The 16,862-nt window shown below is 71.9% G+C and carries 16 protein-coding genes; 6 read left to right on the forward strand and 10 right to left on the reverse strand.

The window, feature by feature from the left end:
* Positions 1 to 36: 36 nt before the first annotated feature.
* From ABT070_RS11230 to ABT070_RS11245, 4 genes are all read right to left on the reverse strand, one after another.
* Positions 37 to 1,089 (reverse strand): hypothetical protein, encoded by a 1,053-nt coding sequence (locus ABT070_RS11230; RefSeq protein WP_351757877.1) that lies wholly within the window; start codon positions 1,087 to 1,089, stop codon positions 37 to 39.
* A 161-nt stretch (positions 1,090 to 1,250) separates the two neighbouring features.
* Positions 1,251 to 2,300, reverse strand: a complete 1,050-nt coding sequence (locus ABT070_RS11235; RefSeq protein WP_351757878.1) for a hypothetical protein — start codon at positions 2,298 to 2,300, stop codon at positions 1,251 to 1,253.
* 27 nt (positions 2,301 to 2,327) lie between these two features.
* Positions 2,328 to 2,945: a hypothetical protein gene (locus ABT070_RS11240; protein ID WP_351757880.1), complete on the reverse strand. Its 618-nt coding sequence runs from the start codon at positions 2,943 to 2,945 to the stop codon at positions 2,328 to 2,330.
* Positions 2,946 to 3,835: 890 nt separating this feature from the next.
* A complete protein-coding gene (locus ABT070_RS11245) occupies positions 3,836 to 4,117 on the reverse strand; it encodes a chorismate mutase (protein WP_351757881.1) in 282 nt (93 codons plus the stop codon).
* Positions 4,118 to 4,458: 341 nt separating this feature from the next.
* Between ABT070_RS11245 and guaA the strand changes: the two genes are divergently transcribed.
* Entirely contained in the window at positions 4,459 to 6,039 is a 1,581-nt protein-coding gene (gene guaA, locus ABT070_RS11250; RefSeq protein WP_351757884.1) for a glutamine-hydrolyzing GMP synthase, read from the forward strand.
* A gap of 29 nt (positions 6,040 to 6,068) precedes the next feature.
* Here guaA and ABT070_RS11255 read toward each other — a convergent pair whose 3' ends face one another.
* Entirely contained in the window at positions 6,069 to 6,542 is a 474-nt protein-coding gene (locus ABT070_RS11255; protein WP_351757886.1) for a pyridoxamine 5'-phosphate oxidase family protein, read from the reverse strand.
* A gap of 57 nt (positions 6,543 to 6,599) precedes the next feature.
* Positions 6,600 to 7,226 carry a hypothetical protein gene (locus ABT070_RS11260; RefSeq protein WP_351757888.1) on the reverse strand — a complete coding sequence of 209 codons (627 nt, stop codon included), beginning with the start codon at positions 7,224 to 7,226 and terminating at the stop codon, positions 6,600 to 6,602.
* Positions 7,227 to 7,336: 110 nt separating this feature from the next.
* Here ABT070_RS11260 and ABT070_RS11265 point away from each other — a divergent pair, with 110 nt between their 5' ends.
* On the forward strand, positions 7,337 to 8,131 hold the full coding sequence (locus tag ABT070_RS11265; RefSeq protein WP_351757891.1) for a class II aldolase/adducin family protein: 795 nt from the start codon (positions 7,337 to 7,339) through the stop codon (positions 8,129 to 8,131).
* A gap of 64 nt (positions 8,132 to 8,195) precedes the next feature.
* Here the strand turns inward: ABT070_RS11265 and ABT070_RS11270 are convergent, their stop codons facing one another.
* Positions 8,196 to 9,149: a DUF4429 domain-containing protein gene (locus ABT070_RS11270; RefSeq protein WP_351757893.1), complete on the reverse strand. Its 954-nt coding sequence runs from the start codon at positions 9,147 to 9,149 to the stop codon at positions 8,196 to 8,198.
* A gap of 201 nt (positions 9,150 to 9,350) precedes the next feature.
* Between ABT070_RS11270 and ABT070_RS11275 the strand changes: the two genes are divergently transcribed.
* Together ABT070_RS11275 and ABT070_RS11280 are read left to right on the forward strand one after the other, a co-directional pair.
* A complete protein-coding gene (locus tag ABT070_RS11275) occupies positions 9,351 to 10,640 on the forward strand; it encodes a hypothetical protein (RefSeq protein WP_351757896.1) in 1,290 nt (429 codons plus the stop codon).
* A gap of 266 nt (positions 10,641 to 10,906) precedes the next feature.
* Entirely contained in the window at positions 10,907 to 11,443 is a 537-nt protein-coding gene (locus ABT070_RS11280) for a DoxX family protein (protein ID WP_351757898.1), read from the forward strand.
* 52 nt (positions 11,444 to 11,495) lie between these two features.
* On the opposite strand, the gene ABT070_RS11285 is transcribed toward ABT070_RS11280, so the two are convergent.
* Entirely contained in the window at positions 11,496 to 11,741 is a 246-nt protein-coding gene (locus tag ABT070_RS11285; protein WP_351757901.1) for a hypothetical protein, read from the reverse strand.
* Positions 11,728 to 13,458, reverse strand: coding sequence for a PspC domain-containing protein (locus tag ABT070_RS11290; RefSeq protein ID WP_351757903.1), 1,731 nt, complete (start codon positions 13,456 to 13,458; stop codon positions 11,728 to 11,730). Before ABT070_RS11290 ends, ABT070_RS11285 begins: the two co-directional genes overlap by 14 nt.
* A 143-nt stretch (positions 13,459 to 13,601) precedes the next feature.
* Between ABT070_RS11290 and ABT070_RS11295 the strand changes: the two genes are divergently transcribed.
* Both ABT070_RS11295 and ABT070_RS11300 read left to right on the forward strand, forming a co-directional pair.
* A complete protein-coding gene (locus ABT070_RS11295) occupies positions 13,602 to 14,930 on the forward strand; it encodes an ATP-binding protein (protein WP_451100995.1) in 1,329 nt (442 codons plus the stop codon).
* The gene (locus tag ABT070_RS11300) at positions 14,927 to 15,673 is read left to right on the forward strand and encodes a LuxR C-terminal-related transcriptional regulator (protein ID WP_351757907.1); all 747 of its coding nucleotides are present in this window, start codon (positions 14,927 to 14,929) and stop codon (positions 15,671 to 15,673) included. Before ABT070_RS11295 ends, ABT070_RS11300 begins: the two co-directional genes overlap by 4 nt.
* A 13-nt stretch (positions 15,674 to 15,686) precedes the next feature.
* Here ABT070_RS11300 and ABT070_RS11305 read toward each other — a convergent pair whose 3' ends face one another.
* A complete protein-coding gene (locus ABT070_RS11305) occupies positions 15,687 to 16,766 on the reverse strand; it encodes a C40 family peptidase (protein WP_351757910.1) in 1,080 nt (359 codons plus the stop codon).
* Positions 16,767 to 16,862: the final 96 nt, after the last annotated feature.

Below are 16,862 nucleotides of genomic sequence, written 5' to 3' on the forward strand. Positions count from 1 at the left end.
GGTCCGCGTCACACCCACCGGGCCGAGGCCTCCCGCTCAGCCCTCCGAGCCCCCGTCGCCGCCCGCGTCCCCCTCGGCGTCCGTCGGCAGAAGGTCTCCCACGTCGGTCCCGCACTCCCGCTCGATCCTGGTGACCGAGGCCTTGCGGGCGGTGTCGTCGACCGGGGCGGAGGCGCCGGCCCCGGCTTCGAGCGATGTCGCGTACGCGCGCAGCGCCGAGGCGTCCCGCCCGGCGAGTCCGGCGAGGTCGGTGAGGACGGAGGCGAGCTCGTCCGGCGTGTAGCGGCTGTCCTCGGACACGGCGAGCGGCGCGGCGACGGAGCAGAAGGTGTCGGCCGGCTCGCTCGCTCCCGCGACCTTCTGGTACCGGGCGGCCGGGTCGAGGCCGAAGTACCGGGCGGCCGTGGCGTCGGGAGTCGCGCTCCGCAGGATCCCCTGGACGCCGGTGGCGGGCTTCCCCGCGGCCCGGAACGCCATCGGCTCCTCGTCGCCGGGGACCAGCCGCTCCTCCCACGCCGAGCGGTAGGCGTCGGCGGTGACGGTCTCCCCCTCGAACTCCCCCTCGCCGACCCGGCTGTGGTCGTAGGGCAGGACACCGCCCGAGCCCAGCGGCGACCACGCTCCGTCGGAGAAGCGGGCGAACGTGACCACGTAGTCGTGGCCGACCTCGAGCCGCGAGGAGTCGGGCGACCCCAGTTCCCTCTTCGCGCCGTCCTTCAGCTGCCATCCGTCGGCGGTGACCGACACCTTCGACGGCAGGGCGGGCGCGCCGGACCGGGCCCAGACCCGCTCCTTGATCTGGAGGTCGATCGTCCGCGCCAGATAGTCCTCTCCCGTACCGGCCTCCTCGCCCGGGTCGGGCAGCTCGTGCTCGGCCGTGACCCGGACGACGGCGACCTGGTCGCCGTACGACACCCAGTCGGTCGCGGTGAAGGACGGCACCGCCTCCTTCTCCGAAGTGCCGAGTACGACGCTCCCGCTGTCGGCGGCGCCTCCGGAGCCGTCGTCGTCGGTCAGCGGGACGAGCGCGAGCGCACCGGCGACGGCCGCGCCCAGCACGGCCCCCGTGATCTTCGTTCGCGTGGTCATGGCCACGGGACTCCCCCTCGGGTCGGTTCAGAAGGTCATCACTGTGACGCCGGGAGCGCCCGGTTCGTTCGGGGAGCGCCCCGTAGGGGGCGGACCGCCGGGGGAGACGGTCCGCCCGGTCACCGGGGGCCGGTCATCGCGGCCCGGTCACCGCGGGTCGGTCACTCCGTGTCGCCCGTGTCGTTCGGCAGGAGGTCGCCGACGTCGATGGTGCAGGCGCGCGCGATCCGGGTGGCCGCGGACTTGCGGATGGTGCCGGTGGTCCAGCCGGAGTCGTCCCCGGCGCGCAGCTGCGCCGAGTAGGCACGCAGGATCGTGCTGTCCGACGCCTCCGACATTCCGGCGAGGTCGCCGATGACGTCCGCGAGCTCGCCCGGCGTGTACTTGCTGCCGGCGTCGGTCGCGAGGGGCGCCGCCACCCGGCAGAAGGTGTCCGCCGCCGCGGCTGCCGCCGCCGCGGCCTTGGCGACCAGCCGGGCCCGGGCGACCGCGTCGAGGGCGTAGTTCTGGGCGGCGGTGGCGTCGGGGGTCGCACTGGTCAGGAGCGTCTTGACGCCGGCCGCGGTCTTGCCCGCCGCCTGGTAGGTCAGGGGTTCGGCCACGCCGGTGACCAGCCGCGACGCCATCGTCGAGCGGTACGCCGAGGCGGTGACCGTCGAGCCCTGGTACTCGCCCTGGCCCACCTCGCTGTTGTCGTACGGGAGGATGGCGCCGGTCCCCAGGGTCGACCACTCCCCGTCGGAGAAGTGGGCGAACGAGACCAGGTAGTCGTGCCCGACCTCCATGCGGGACGCGTCCTGCGAGCTCACGCGGAGCCTGCCCTCGTCCTTGAACTCCCAGCCGTCCGCGATGATCGACAGGGTGTCGGGCAGCGTCGTGGCGCCCGACCGGGACCACACCCGTTCCTTGACCTGGAGGTCGATCGTCCGGGAGAGGTAGCCCTCGCCCGCCGTGACCTCCTCGCTGTCGGCGACCCCTTCGTGCTCGGCGGCCACGTGCACGACCGCGGCCTGGTCGCCGTAGGAGACCCAGTCGCTCGCGGTACGGGACGGGATGGCGTCCTTCGACTCGCCCAGCACGACGTCGCTCCGCCGGCCCGCGTCGGCGGCGCGCGCGTCGTCCGAGAACGGGACGAGCGCGGCCGAACCGGCCAGGACGCCGGCTATGGCGGCGCCCAGCACGGTCCCCGCTATTTTCTTTCCGGTGCTCATTGCCACGGAATTCCCCCTGGTCAGGTGTCAGTAGGTCGCGTTGATGTTTTCTTTGTTGTTGGCGCCGAGCTTGTAGACGTCGTTGTACGACATGCAGCCGAGGCGGTCGTCGTACAGGCCGAGGCGGGGGCTGGCTTCGGGGCCGTGCGTCAGGCCGACGGCGTGCCCGGTCTCATGGCAGGCGTCCGACTTGTTGACGGAGCCGATTCCCGTGTGGTCCTTGTTGAAGACGATGTAGTGCTGGTCGCACTTGTTCGTGCTGGAGGCGTCGTCGCACCAGGTGATGCCGATCTTTCCGCGCGACAAAGTCTTCGCCTTGTAGACGACGTCCGTCTCGGCGCTGCCCCGGTAGACACCGGAGGACTGGATCTTCACCACGAGGTCGGTCGGCCCGTAGTAGTCCTTCGCCGCGCGGGAGATGGTGTTCTTCTCGGCCGCGGACAGGCTGCCCTCCCGGTAGATGGTGAGGGTCTTGTTGTCCGTCTGGCAGAACCCGTCGCCCATCTCGCCGTCGACACAGGTGTGGAAGTAGTTCCCGGTCGGATACATGTTGTCGGTCAGGGCGGCCTGGACGATGGTGGTGCCCGCCGCCAGGGCCGCGGTGGCCACTCCTATGACGATGACGCTCCTCCGTTTGATCGCCACGGGCGATCCCCCCTATCTGTCCGCCCCCTGTGTGTCTCCTCGGAAGTTCCGGTGAGCGTGGGGCGGTTGGGGCGATCTAACGGGATCAAGCACTGGCCAAAAGTTGACCGAGCGTTGATTGGCTTGAAGGGATCACTAAGAGGCCGAATGTGTCTATAGCGTGAAAGGCCAGTGAAAGCATCCGTAAATCATTGGCTCTTTATCACTGCCTCCCGTATAAGAAGGCATCCCTTTCGGGTGGCGCATTTCTTGCGAGGGCAGTCGTGGGGCAGCCGCAGGCGGCCGGGCGCAGGCGGCCGGGCGCAGGCGGGGGCATCCGGGGGGATGAGGGGGAGGGGGACGCGCGGGGACGTGCGCGGGCATGACGAAGGGCCCCGCGGGACGGATCCGCGAGGCCCTTCTTTATCGTCAGCACCGGCGTCAGGGCAGCGCCGGTGCCTGGGAGCGGCGCCGGGGGGTCGCGCCGCTGGCCTGGACCTTTGGCAGTGCGGGCAACGCACGGAAGGTGGTTGCCATGAGGGGGACTTGGGGCTGTTCGGGGCTTTCTACGCATCGTGCTGGATGAGCGCGGCGCCCGCAACCGTTTGACCCAGCCCTTGTGCATTTTTGCATTTTTCGCCGGTCGGCTCGGCCCCGGGCGTCCCCGAGGCCGGCCGTTCTCTTGGGTGACCGGGCTGCTGTCCCCTGCCGTCCGGTCACTTGTTCCGGAGCGAGGTCCCACGGCGCACGGCACGATCCGTACGCCTCATCGCTCCAGCGAGCCACGCGTGGTTATTCCGGGCCCGCCCCTGGCTGGAACGGACACCGGGACCAACGAAACCGTCCGGGAGGCGGTCACGCGCCCGTACGGGTGAGAAGGGTGCTGAAGGGGGCCGAACTGACGCCCGACCTCAGACACGGCCCCGGCACAGTTCGAGCAGCGTCATCGCCAGGGACGTGCCGGGCTTGCCGAGGGCGTCCCTGTAGTGGCCGAGGATCTCCATCTCGCGGGAGAGGTTCACGCGCCGGCCGCCGGAGGTGATCCGCGCCTCCTGGATGACGGCGGAGACGGCCATCCGTTCCTGGATCAGACCGATGATCCGGTCGTCGAGCGAGTCGATGCGCTCACGGGCGCCGGCGATCAGGTCGGCCGCCTCGGGGGTGCGGGCGCCGGTCACGTCGATGGTGGTCATGGGGGCTCCTGTGGTGGATACGGGTGCCCCGGAGCGGCAGGACCCGGGAAAACGACAGGCGCCCCGGGCCTTGTCGGCCCGGGGCGCCTGGGAAGTCGCTCGTCAGTTGCTCAAGCAGCACGACCATGGCAGCCGGTGGGCCGGTTGCCATAGGTAAAGACGAAGGTCGGGTGCGTGAGCATGAGGTCAGTATGCAGGGTCGTCGGGCGAGGTCCAAGGCGGTTCCCGAGGCGGTTCGCATCCTGAGACGCGGTGGTGGTTCCGACGCCGGGACCGGTCCCACGTCCACCTCGGTAGAATCGGGTTACACAGAGACCCCGCCCCACCGCCGGAAGGCCCCCGTGTCATCAGCGACTCCTACTGCCGCCGCCCCCGACACCGTCCTGGTCGTCGACTTCGGTGCGCAGTACGCCCAGCTCATCGCCCGTCGAGTCCGCGAGGCGCGGGTCTACAGCGAGATCGTGCCGAGCACCATGCCGGTCCAGGAGATGCTCGCCAAGAAGCCGGCGGCCATCATCCTCTCCGGCGGCCCCTCGTCCGTGTACGAGGAGGGCGCCCCCCGCCTCGACCGCGAGCTCTTCGAGGCCGGCGTCCCCGTCTTCGGCATGTGCTACGGCTTCCAGCTGATGGCGCAGACCCTCGGCGGCACGGTCGACAACACCGGCGCCCGCGAGTACGGCCGCACCGAGCTGCACGTCTCCCGCTCCTCCTCGACGCTCTTCGAGGGCACCCCGGCCGAGCAGGCCGTGTGGATGTCGCACGGCGACGCCTGCTCCGCCGCCCCCGAGGGCTTCAGCGTCAGCGCCTCCACGGACGTCGTCCCGGTCGCCGCCTTCGAGAACGACGAGAAGAAGCTGTACGGCGTCCAGTACCACCCCGAGGTCATGCACTCCACGCACGGCCAGCAGGTGCTGGAGCACTTCCTGTACCGCGGCGCGGGCCTCACCCCGGACTGGACCACCGGCAACGTCATCGACGAGCAGGTCGCGGCCATCCGGGAGCAGGTCGGCGACAGGCGCGCCATCTGCGGCCTCTCCGGCGGTGTGGACTCGGCGGTCGCCGCGGCCCTCGTCCAGAAGGCCATCGGCTCCCAGCTGACCTGCGTGTACGTCGACCACGGTCTGATGCGCAAGGGCGAGACCGAGCAGGTCGAGAAGGACTTCGTGGCCGCGACCGGCGTCCAGCTGAAGGTCGTGGACGCGGAGGAGCGCTTCCTCACCGCTCTCAAGGGCGTCTCGGACCCCGAGGAGAAGCGGAAGATCATCGGCCGCGAGTTCATCCGGGTCTTCGAGCAGGCCCAGGCGGAGATCATCGCGGACGCGGGTCCGGCGGTGGAGTTCCTGGTCCAGGGCACGCTGTACCCGGACGTCGTCGAGTCCGGCGGCGGCACCGGCACCGCGAACATCAAGTCGCACCACAACGTGGGCGGTCTGCCGGAGGACCTCGAGTTCCAGCTGATCGAGCCGCTGCGCAAGCTGTTCAAGGACGAGGTCCGCATGGTCGGCCAGGAGCTCGGCCTGCCGGAGGAGATCGTCCAGCGCCAGCCGTTCCCGGGCCCCGGCCTCGGGATCCGGATCGTCGGCGAGGTCACCAAGGACCGCCTCGACCTGCTCCGCGACGCCGACGCCATCGCCCGCGAGGAGCTGACGGCCGCCGGTCTCGACCGTGAGATCTGGCAGTGCCCGGTGGTCCTCCTCGCGGACGTCCGCAGCGTCGGCGTGCAGGGCGACGGCCGCACCTACGGCCACCCGATCGTCCTGCGCCCGGTCTCCTCCGAGGACGCGATGACCGCCGACTGGTCGCGCCTGCCGTACGACGTCCTGGCGAAGATCTCCACCCGGATCACCAACGAGGTGCGCGACGTCAACCGCGTCGTCGTCGACGTGACCTCGAAGCCGCCGGGCACCATCGAGTGGGAGTAGGCCCTTGCGGGACCCTTTGAGAGAAGGGTTCAGGTCCGTTTGAGCGTGCGTACCGGCTCCGCGGGCTGCCAGACCTGGGCGACCAGATAGGTGTCGTCCTCGACGTAGGTCCGTACGACCTCCGTCAGCTCGGTGCGGAAGAGGTGGAACGGCTGCGGCGGTTCCACCTCTTTCACGTACGCGGCCCTCGCCTCCCCGTCCGCCACCTCGACGGCCCGGCCCGCGATCCGTACGTCGCCCCCGCCCATCCCGGTGCCCTCGCCGGGGTTGGCCTGGAGGCAGAAGCGTGGGTCACGGCGCAGATCGAGGGCCTTGAGCGAGCCCGGCATCATGCCGAGCCACAGCTCACCGCCGAGGAAACGGACCTCGATGCCGGTGGTGCGGGGAGACCCGTCCCGGCGCAGCGTCGCGAGGACGTGATGCGTGAAGGCTCCGAAGCGTTCCTCGGTGATCGTCGCGAGTGCGGGTTCGGCTGCGGCGAAGGCCGCCCAGTTCGCTGTCATACGGCGAGTGTGGCCCCGATACCCGACATCCGCTGTCCGGTATCCCCGGGCCGTGGGTCAGAACCCCTGCGGCACCGGCCGTACGTACCGCTCCAGCCCCGCGGCGTCCCGCACCGGCGTGCAGCCGGCCGCCGTGAGCCGTCGGGCCAGCTTCGCGCGCCGGGTCGTGTTCACCCGGAGGGCGCCCACCATGAACAACGGCATCAGCACGGCGAGCGGGAGCAGCACGGCGTACTTGCCGGTCAGCGGGGCCATCAGCAGGAACAGCGCACCCGCCCCCCAGCCGATGGCCAGCAGCTGCTTGCGGTTGGCGGCCGCGCCGAGGGCGTCGTGGCGGATGAGCGCGGTGAGCACGTCGACGTCCGCCTGCACCTCGGGGACCGGGGTGAGCGAGCCCAGGTACATGCCGGGCACCGGGCGGCCGGGGCCCGGGTCGGGGAAGGCCGCCGAGTTCGCCGCGGCCCGCTGCCGCGCCCAGGGGGCGGAGTCGCGCGTCAGCCGGACGTGCATGATGCGGTGCTTGCCGACGAGGCGCACGCTCTCGTACCGGAAGCCGTAGCACTCGGCGACGTAGACCAGCGCGCCGAACGTCTCCAGCTCCGCGAAGGGGTGGACGAGCTCGATGGCGTCGCGCGTCGCGATCTGGCGCATGAGGGCGGTGAGGGGGCGGTCGGCGAGACTCAAGGTGTGCTCCGAAGGTGACGGAAATCGTCATCTTTACATAACGGCTCTGCCCTTTTGCACTGACCGACGGTAACTTCCGCGTCGTAAAGCAACCCAGTGCTGGAGGACCGATGCACGGGCCCACGCCGCCTGCCCCCCTGCCCACCGACCGGCTTCAGTTCGCGATGCCGCCGATGCACGACTCGGTGGAGGACGAGCGCCGACACCGCAAGGAACGGCTGGCCGGCGCGGTACGCATCTTCGGGCGGCTCGGCTTCGAGGACGGTGTCTCGGGGCACATCACCGCCCGCGACCCGGAGTTCGACGACTGCTTCTGGGTCAACCCCTTCGGGATGCCCTTCAAGCACGTCACCGTCAGCGACCTGGTGCTCGCCAACGCCGACGGACAGGTCGTCGAGGGCCGCTACCACGTCAACCAGGCCGCCTTCACCGTGCACGCCCAGGTGCACGCCGCCCGCCCGGACGTCGTCGCGGTCGCCCACTGCCACTCGGTGCACGGCCGCGCCCTCGCCGCGCTGGGCGAACTGCTCGACCCCATCACCCAGGAGAGCTGCGCCTTCTACGAGGACCACGCGCTCTACGACGCCTACACCGGCGTGGCCGTCGACGCGGGGGAAGGACGGCGTATCGCGTCCGCGCTCGGCTCCCGCAAGGCGCTCGTGCTGCGCAACCACGGGCTGCTGACGGTCGGCGACTCGGTGGACGCGGCCGCCTGGTGGTTCCTGTCGATGGAACGCTCCAGCCAGGTCCAGCTGACCGCGCGGGCGGCCGGCCGGCCCGTCCTGATCGACCACCGGGCGGCGGTCGCGACCCGGGAACAGCTCGGCGGCGACCTCGTGGCCTGGATCAACTACCAGCCGACGTGGCAGGACATCAGCAGGAGCGAACCGGACCTGCTGAGCTGAGACCCGCCCCCACGGCCCGCTTCCGCAGGCCGTGTCCTGGGCGCCGTCCGCCGGTGGCCGGGCTCTAGAAGCCGCGCAGTATGACCGCCTTCGTGCGGGTGAACTCGTCGTCCGTGAGCACCCCGTCCCGGCGCAGCTCGCCCAACTCGCGCAGCCGGCGCAGCAGGTCGTCGTGGTGGTCGGCCGGGGGCGGGACGGCCGCCGTGAGCCCGCGCCCGCGGGCCACGTCCCCGCACAGGCGTTCCAACCGGGGCTCGGGTTCGGGCTCGCGCTCGCGCTCGCGCGCGGGCTCGTGCTTCGCGCCCGCGCGTGCGGAGGGATGCGGGAGACGCGCGGTGACCGCGGTCGCGACCAGGGCCGTCAGCAGGTCCCGGCTCACGTTCCCCCACAGGTCCAGGGCGTACGGGTCCTTCTCGGCCGGCAGCTTCGAGAACACCGTCTCGCGGGTCACGAACCGCAGGAAGCCGTCCTCGTAGCCGGAGTTGGGCAGCCACTCGACCCGTACGACATCGCCGACGTTGATCACGCGCGGGCCCGTCGCCCGCTTCACCCGGTCCGAGGTGTCCGCCCAGTCGACACGCACCTGGGTGCCGTCGAAGGAGACGGTGCCGTCGGAGGAACGCACGGAGACCGGAACCGGCGGCCCCGGCAGGAGGTAGGCCTCGGTCGGCTCGCCCGGGATCTGGTCGAGCAGCAGCGCGTGCCGGATCTCCTCGGCGAGGTACTCGGCGACCCCGGAACGGTCCACGTCCACGGTGAGCCGGTAGGGATCGGCCGGATCGGGCAGCCGCCCGCCGGTCGCGTGCAGCAGCGGATCGGCCCCCTCGCGCAGCCGCATCCGCAGCCGTCCGCGCTTGCGTACGGGTTCGTAGACGATCCCGGCGACCGCCTCCAGAGGCACGGTGATCTCCCCGTACGTCTGCCGGAACAGCGGTACGGAGCGGTGGAGTCCCGGGGTGATCCTGACCGTTGTGCCGTCGAAGGCCCAGGTCCCGTCACGCTGGATGATCTCGGCCATACGGAAATTCTCGCAGCCGGGTCAACACGGCCCGGCCCGCTTCACCCGCGCTGACCAGACCTGCCGGGAACGAGGGGTGTGCCGTAGGGCACAATTCGCTGTCATTGCGGGGGAGTTGTTCACAGTGCGGCGGCCGGGATCCGGACAGGGGTCTTCGGGGGTCGCCATCCGATCGGGTCGTGGGGAAGGCGGGCGTCGGACATGGCGGTGCAGGAGGCGAGACAGGGCACGGAGTCGAGCAGGGGGCCGGGCACCCACGAGGGTGGCTGTACCTGCGGGGACTGCCCTCACGGGGCCCGTGCGGGGCACCGGCGAGCGGTGGCCGAGTTCCTGGTCCAGCGGGACGGCTTCGCGGCCGGGCACGGCCTGCCGGCCGCCGTCGCCCACTCCGTCTCGGCCTCCCGCCAGTGGGTCTCCGAGGAACTCACCCAGTCCGCGGAACTCGTCGCCGAACGCGGCCGCGCCGAGGGCGAGGCCTGGCTGTCCCGTCTGTGGCTCCGCACGGCGGTCACCGTGTGGGTGTCGGTCGTGGCGCTGTTGCTGGTGCAGTCCCTGACCGCCATCGGCGCGGGCTGGACCGACGCCCGCACCGCCGGACTCCTCGCCGCGCTGCTCGTCGCCGGCGCGCTGACCGCCGCCTCCTGGTTCCACCGGGCGCGCGGCGGAGCCCTCGCCCCCGTGATCGGCGAGGACAACCGCCTCTCCACCTCCCGCGCGGTCGCCGTCGCCTGGGTGCTGCTGGTGGCCTACTCGGTACTGGTCCTGGTGGGCCGGCTCGCCGCCGCCTCCGGTCACGCCGAACGCGACGCGCTGCTCGCCGGGCTCGACCTCTCCCGCGGCGCCGGAGTGGTGACCGTCCTCGCCGTCGTCTGCGGGATCGCCGTGCTGGTGCGCCGGGTGGTCGGCCTGCGGGTCCTCGGCCAGCGGCTCCAGAAGGTCCGCGCCCACCGCCCCCGGGCGGCCGACCTGCTGACCGACGACGCAGGCCGCGGTACTTTCGCCGACATCCAGTACGTCGTGATCGGCGCCGTCGCCCTGGCCTTCGCCGCGGTCCGGCTGGCCCGCCGCCCCGACCAGCTGCCCGACCTCCCCTGGGGCCTGGCGGTCGTGGTCCTGGTCTCGGCCGCTACCTACCTCGCCGGCAAGTACGCGGAGGGCGGCCGCCCCGTCATCCTCTCCGTCGTCCGCTCCCGCGAGGCCGGCGACCTCGACGCCCCGATCCGCACCGGCGACGACATCGAGATCCGCGGCGCCGGATTCGTCCCGCCCGGAGCCCAGACCGCCGACCGGCTCTCCCGCATGGTCGTCCGCATCGGCCCGGTCCACGTCCACGTCCCCCTCGTGCCGGTCACCGGCGGGTTCAGCAACCCCACCGACGCCGTCCTCACCGTCCCCGTCCCGGCGGACGTGGAACCGGGCCGGCTGGACGTACAGGTCGTCACGGCCGCGGGTGCGGAGACGAACCGGTACGCGATCGACGTCACGGACTGAACCGGCGAGGCGAGGTGAACCGACGGAGCGAGCTGAACCGGCGGAGCGAGCTGAACCGGCGGGGCGGACTGAACCGGCGGGGCGAGCTGAACCGGTGAGGTGGGCGGACCCTCGGTTCAGGCGGATCGGCGGGCCGGAGTGAATCGACCGGGCGAAGTGAACCAGTGGTGTGCGGAGCTCGTGCAAACAGTTGAGCACACCCCCCATTTCGTACGTAAGGTCTGTTGAGGGGTCCCACCACTCCGGGCGAGAGGCGGCTACGGGCGATGACTCACGGCATGCGGACGGATACCTATCCCCCCTATCTCGACGGCGGCGGCCGCGACTGGCGGGACACCGCCACCCGGTACGCCCTTCTTCCCTTGCGTATCTTCCTCGGCGTCACCTTCATCTACGCCGGCCTCGACAAGCTCACCGACAGCGCCTTTCTGAAGGACAGCGGCGCCGGCTCGATCGGCGACACCATGCGCGCCGTCCGTGACTCCTCGGCCATCCCGGCCCTGGTCGACATGGCCCTGAAGAGTCCCGTCGGCTTCGGCTACGCGATGGCCTTCGGCGAACTCGCCGTCGGCATCGGCGCTCTGCTGGGCGTCCTCACCCGACTCGCCGCACTCGGCGGCGCGCTGATCTCGCTCAGCCTGTGGCTGACGGTGAGCTGGGCCTCGGACCCGTACTACTACGGCAACGACCTCCCCTACCTGATGGCCTGGCTGCCCCTGGTCCTCGCCGGTGCCCAGGTCCTCTCCCTCGACGCCGCCTGGCGCTCCAGGCGGCGACAGCGAGCGGGAGCCCTAGGCCGGTAGGACCTCCGAGCCTGCGAGACGCAGTGGGCCGGGTGACCAGGCGGCGGGGTGATCAGGCGGCCGGGTCCGGGCCGGTTCCGGCCGGGGTGGTCCGGCGGGACGGGCCTCGTCGCCTGCGTATGCTCCTCGCCGCGACACCCGTCGCGCCCGCCAGGCAGAGTCCGGCCGTGACGACCGGGATCACCACGAACCACGGCGTCTCCCAGAGGCCGCCCGCGTCACCTGCGTAGATGACGCCCGCGAGGGCGAAGAAGGCGCCGGCGACCAGCCTGCCGGGCCGGAACTCATGACGCAGCACGGGCCACCTCCGCCTGTCCCACGCCGACCTGGAGGTCGAGGTCGATGGTCCCGGCGTCCTTGCCGCCCGAGACCGGCGACAGGGTCACCTCCTTGTGCTTGCCCGGCTGCACGTCCACATCCTTCTCGTCGTCGCCCGGCAGCTGGATGTCTCCCAGCCCCACGTCGATCCTCACCTTCACGGTCACGTCCGGCGGGACGATCACCCGTAGCCGGCCCGCCCCCACCTCGGCATCGGTGCTCACCGTCTGTCCCTTCGCGAGTTCCAGCCGGGACAGGTCCAGGGTGCCGTCCCCGGTGCCCAGGTCATAGGCCGGCTGTACGTCCGCCACCGCCGCGGGCTGCCACACCGTGTCGATCCAGTGCGTCCCGATGTCCTTGGGCAGGACGGTCGTACCGGCCAGCAGGCCCGCCGTGACGATCGCCAGGAACACCGACCCCGCGCCGGTCCGCCCCAGGAACGAGCTGACCGCGATACCCACGCCGAGCACGATGAGCGCGGCCGCGAGCCCCGCCTGCAGGCTGGTGCCGAGCGGGTGGTCGTCCCAGGTGAGCCGGGTGACGAGACCGCCCGCGAGCACGGCGAGCAGGAACAGCCAGCCGCCGATCCAGCGCGGGCCGAGCGGCCCGGCGTACGGCCTGTGCGGGGCGCGTATGTCCTCGGGGCGGCGCGTGTGGCCGACGAGGTCGACGTCGATGCTCGCCGTGAAGTCCCGGGCGCGGGCGTCCCACGGGCCCCACAGGTAGCCCGTGCCGCCGTCGTGCGTGCCGTCCTTGACGATGGGGTCGCGCCACCAGGAGGGGTAGGCGGAAGGGACGGGCGGTGCCTGGGCCTCCGGCGGGGCGTCGGCCACGGCCTGCGCCGCCAGCGGGTCGGGGTCCGAGGAGTCCCGGTGCCGTGACCAGTAGCCGGCGCCCGCGAGGAGGAAGGAGACGACGACGGCGAAGGCCAGCACGCTGCCGTTGTTCAGCATCGACAGAAACACCCCGCAGCCGACCAGCGCGAACAGCACCGCCGCGAGGGCCTGGCCGTCGACCCGGCCGGTCAGGAGCTTGCGCACCTCGTTCTGGTCGTCGTCGGCGTAGGGGACGAAGAGCCAGGCGAAGCCGTAGAAGATGAGTCCGATGCCGCCGGTCGCGGAGAGCACGGCGAGGGTGATCCGGAAGATCACCGGGTCCATGTCGCACTGCCGCCCGAGGCCCGCGCACACCCCGGCGAGCACCTTGTGCTCGCGGTCCCGCCGGAATCTGGGCGGAGGCCCGACCGCCTCGGCTCCTTGCGATGCCCGGGGACCGCCCGGCCCCCGCGTTCCGCCCGGCCCGTGGCTGCCGTCCGGTCCCTCGGTTCCGTCCGGCTCCTGGGCTCCGTCCGGCTTCCGGCTCGCTTCCGGCCCTCGGTTCTGCTCCGGTGAACCGCTGCCGGCTCCCGTGCCGCCGTTGGTTCCCGCGCCGGTGTGGGCCGCCGCCGCGGCGGCTGTCGCGGCGGCTGTCGCGGCCTCGGTGGCCGCCTCGACCGCTGTCCTGTCCTCCGCGTCCGTGCCGGCGCCCTTCGACGGGCCGCGTCCCGGGTCCTCTCCCTGTTTCCCGTGCGCGTCCGCCCGCTCGTGCGCGCGAGGTTCCTCACCGGCGGCGCCCCGGGCGCCGGGGGACGGGGCGGCCGCGTCGGACGCGGCGCCCCCGTCGGGCACGGCGTCCGCGGCGTGCTGGTGATCTGTCATGAGTCCATGGTGGCGGGCGAGCCGCCCTCGCGGCAGTCGGAATGACCCTGGTCGGACCCTGATATCGGCCCTGACCCGGGGCGGGGGAGGTGTTCGACGGGCGAGGACCCCGGAGATCAGGGGCGTCTCGGGGGCGAACCCTGATGCCCGGGACCGGCGCCCGTGTGACCATCGTTGGCATGCCGGAAGCCGCAGCAGTGCCACTCGTCGAACCGCGGCCGCCGCGCAAGCTCTACCGCAGCAGTGACGGACGCTGGCTCGGGGGCGTGGCGCGGGGGCTCGCCGGGCATCTCGGGCTGCCCGTGGTGTGGGTGCGGCTCGTCTTCGCCGGCCTGTTCATGGCGGACGGCCTCGGCGCCCTGCTCTACGCGGCCTTCTGGTTCTTCGTACCGCTCGGGGTCGGCGGGGTCGGCGACCAGAAGCCCCCGGCGCTCGTCGGCACCGAGACCGCGCCCGACGGCCGTCGCAGACTCGTCGCCCGCAAACCGGACAAGGGGCAGATCGTCGCGCTGCTCCTCATGGTCGTCGTCGCCATGGTCTTCGTGGGCAACGTGAATCTGGGCAGCGGCGCCAAGGCGTATCTGCTGCCCGCCGTCCTCGTCGGCGCGGGCGTCGCCCTCGTCTGGCGCCAGGCGGACAACGCGCGCCGGGCCCGCTGGGTCGAGGTCGGCCGCAGACGCCGTACGCTCACGCTGCTGCGCGCGGGCGCCGGCGTCCTGCTCGTCACGGCCGGCGTCTCCGGCATCTTCGTCCTCCAGGGCTCCGCGGCCCATCTCGGCTCCGTGCTCCAGGCGGCCCTCGCCGTCCTCGTCGGCATCACGCTCCTCGCCGGTCCCTACCTGGTCCGCATGACCCAGGACCTCTCCGAGGAGCGTCTGATGCGCATCCGGGCCCAGGAGCGCGCGGAGGTCGCCGCCCACGTCCACGACTCGGTGCTGCACACCCTGACCCTGATCCAGCGCAACGCGGAGAACGCCGGGGAGGTGCGCCGCCTCGCCCGCGCCCAGGAGCGCGACCTGCGCACCTGGCTCTACAAACCCGAGGGCACCGGCAAGGAGGAGGCCGACGAGCCGACCACGGTCGCCGACGCGGTGCGGCGCAACGCCGCCGAGGTCGAGGACAAGCACGGTGTCCCCATAGAGGTCGTGGTCGTCGGCGACTGCCCGCTCGACGAACGGGTCGGCGCACAGATGCAGGCCGCGCGTGAGGCGATGGTGAACGCGGCCAAGTACGGTGGCGAGGGCGGCGCCGTGCAGGTCTACGCCGAAGTCGAGGGCAGGACGGTCTTCGTGTCCGTCCGGGACCGCGGACCCGGCTTCGACCTCGACTCGATACCCGGCGACCGCATGGGCGTCAGAGAATCGATCATCGGCCGTATGGAGCGCCACGGCGGCACGGCGAGGCTGCGGGCCGTCCCGGACGGCGGCACGGAGGTCGAACTGGAGATGGAGAGGGCGGAGAAGACGTCATGAGCGACCCGACCGACACGAACGGCACAGGGGGAGCGGCGGAGGCGGCCGAGCCGGCGAAGTCCTCCGGCGACGGCACGGGCGGGCGCCAGGTGCGCGTGGTCCTCGTCGACGACCACCGCATGTTCCGTACGGGAGTGCAGGCCGAGATCGGCCAGACCGAGCAGACCGGCGTCGAGGTGGTCGGTGAGGCGGCGGACGTCGACCAGGCGGTCACGGTGATCACCGCGACCCGGCCCGAGGTGGTCCTCCTCGACGTCCATCTGCCGGGTGGCGGCGGGGTCGAAGTGCTGCGCCGCTGCGCTCCGTTGATGGCCGACGCCGAGCGGCCGGTGCGCTTCCTCGCCCTGTCCGTGTCGGACGCGGCGGAGGACGTGATCGGGGTGATCAGGGGCGGCGCCCGGGGCTATGTCACCAAGACGATCACCGGCACCGACCTGGTCAGCTCCGTCTTCCGGGTGCAGGAGGGCGACGCCGTCTTCTCCCCGCGTCTCGCCGGGTTCGTCCTCGACGCCTTCGCCTCGACCGACGCGCCGCCGGTCGACGAGGACCTGGACCGTCTCACCCAGCGCGAGCGCGAGGTCCTGCGGCTCATCGCCCGCGGCTATGCCTACAAGGAGATCGCCAAGCAGCTCTTCATCTCCGTCAAGACGGTCGAGTCGCATGTCTCGGCGGTGCTGCGCAAGCTCCAGCTGTCCAACCGGCACGAGCTGACCCGCTGGGCGACGGCACGACGGCTGGTGTGAGGGACGGACTGCCTCACACGACCCGGGTCGCGCCCGCGAACGGCATCTCGTCGATGGGCGCCAAGCGCACCGGAGCCGACGGGTTCGGTGCGTGGATCATCTGGCCGTCCCCGACGTAGAGGCCGACGTGGGTGATGCCGGAGTAGAAGAACACCAGGTCGCCCGGGAGGAGTTCGGAGCGGGAGACGCGCTGTCCGGCGCCGATCTGGGCGTAGGTGGTGCGGGGCAGGGAGACGCCGGCGGAGCGGTACGAGGCGAGCACCAGGCCCGAGCAGTCGAAGGCGTTCGGCCCGGTCGCGCCCCACACATAGGGGCTGCCGAGCTTGGAGTAGGCGTAGGAGACGGCGTCCGCGGCACGGGGGCCGGGGGCTTGAGCGGTGGCGGCGCCGGGGGCCCGGAGGCCGTCGCGCCCGTCTGCCGAGGAGCGTGAGGCACGGCCGCTCGCGGTACCGCCGTTCGTTCCCTCGCCGATCCGGGTCCGCTCCGGCGCCGTCAGCCGGTCCAGCAGGCGGCGTGCCGCGTCGAGTTTGGCGGTGACCGTCTTCTTGTAGGTCTTCAGCTCGGCCTGGCGCGTCTTGAGAGAGGTCAGTTCGACGCGCGCGGCGCCGCGCAGCTGCTCGATCTCCCGCAGTTGTCTGTGCACTTGGGTGACGGCGGCCGACTGGCGGTTCCCGGCCCGTTCGGCGAATGCGGCGCCGTCGAGGTACCCGTCGGGGTCGTCGGAGAGCGCCAGTTGCACGGCCGGGTCGAGCCCGGTGCTGCGGTACTGCGCGGCCGCCATCGAACCCAACGTCTCGCGGGCCGCGTTGAGCTTCTCCTCCTTGCGTGCCGCCTCGTCCCGCAGGCGCTCCAGTCGCTGTTCGGCCGCCGTCGCCTTCTCATGGGCGCCGTTGTACTTCTCGGTGGCCTCCTCGGCCTCCTGGTAGAGCTTCGCCACCTTCGCCTTGACCTGGGCCGGAGTCAGGTTCGGTTCGGCCTGTCCGATCCCGTCGAAGGCCGTCGCCGTCGCGGCGCCCGCGAGAGCGAGGGTGAACGCCGTGCGGGCCGTCTGGCCGCCGAGCGAGCGCTGTCGGGGCTTGCGGTGCGCTGCCACGTGGGACTGCACGTCCTTTCGTACGACCGCCTCGTCCGTCCGTACAGCTACCGGAGAGCCGTCGGGGGACGGACGGCCCGGGGGCGGCTGACGTGT

The organism is Streptomyces sp. NPDC002884, assembly GCF_040295245.1.
GTDB lineage: Bacteria > Actinomycetota > Actinomycetes > Streptomycetales > Streptomycetaceae > Streptomyces.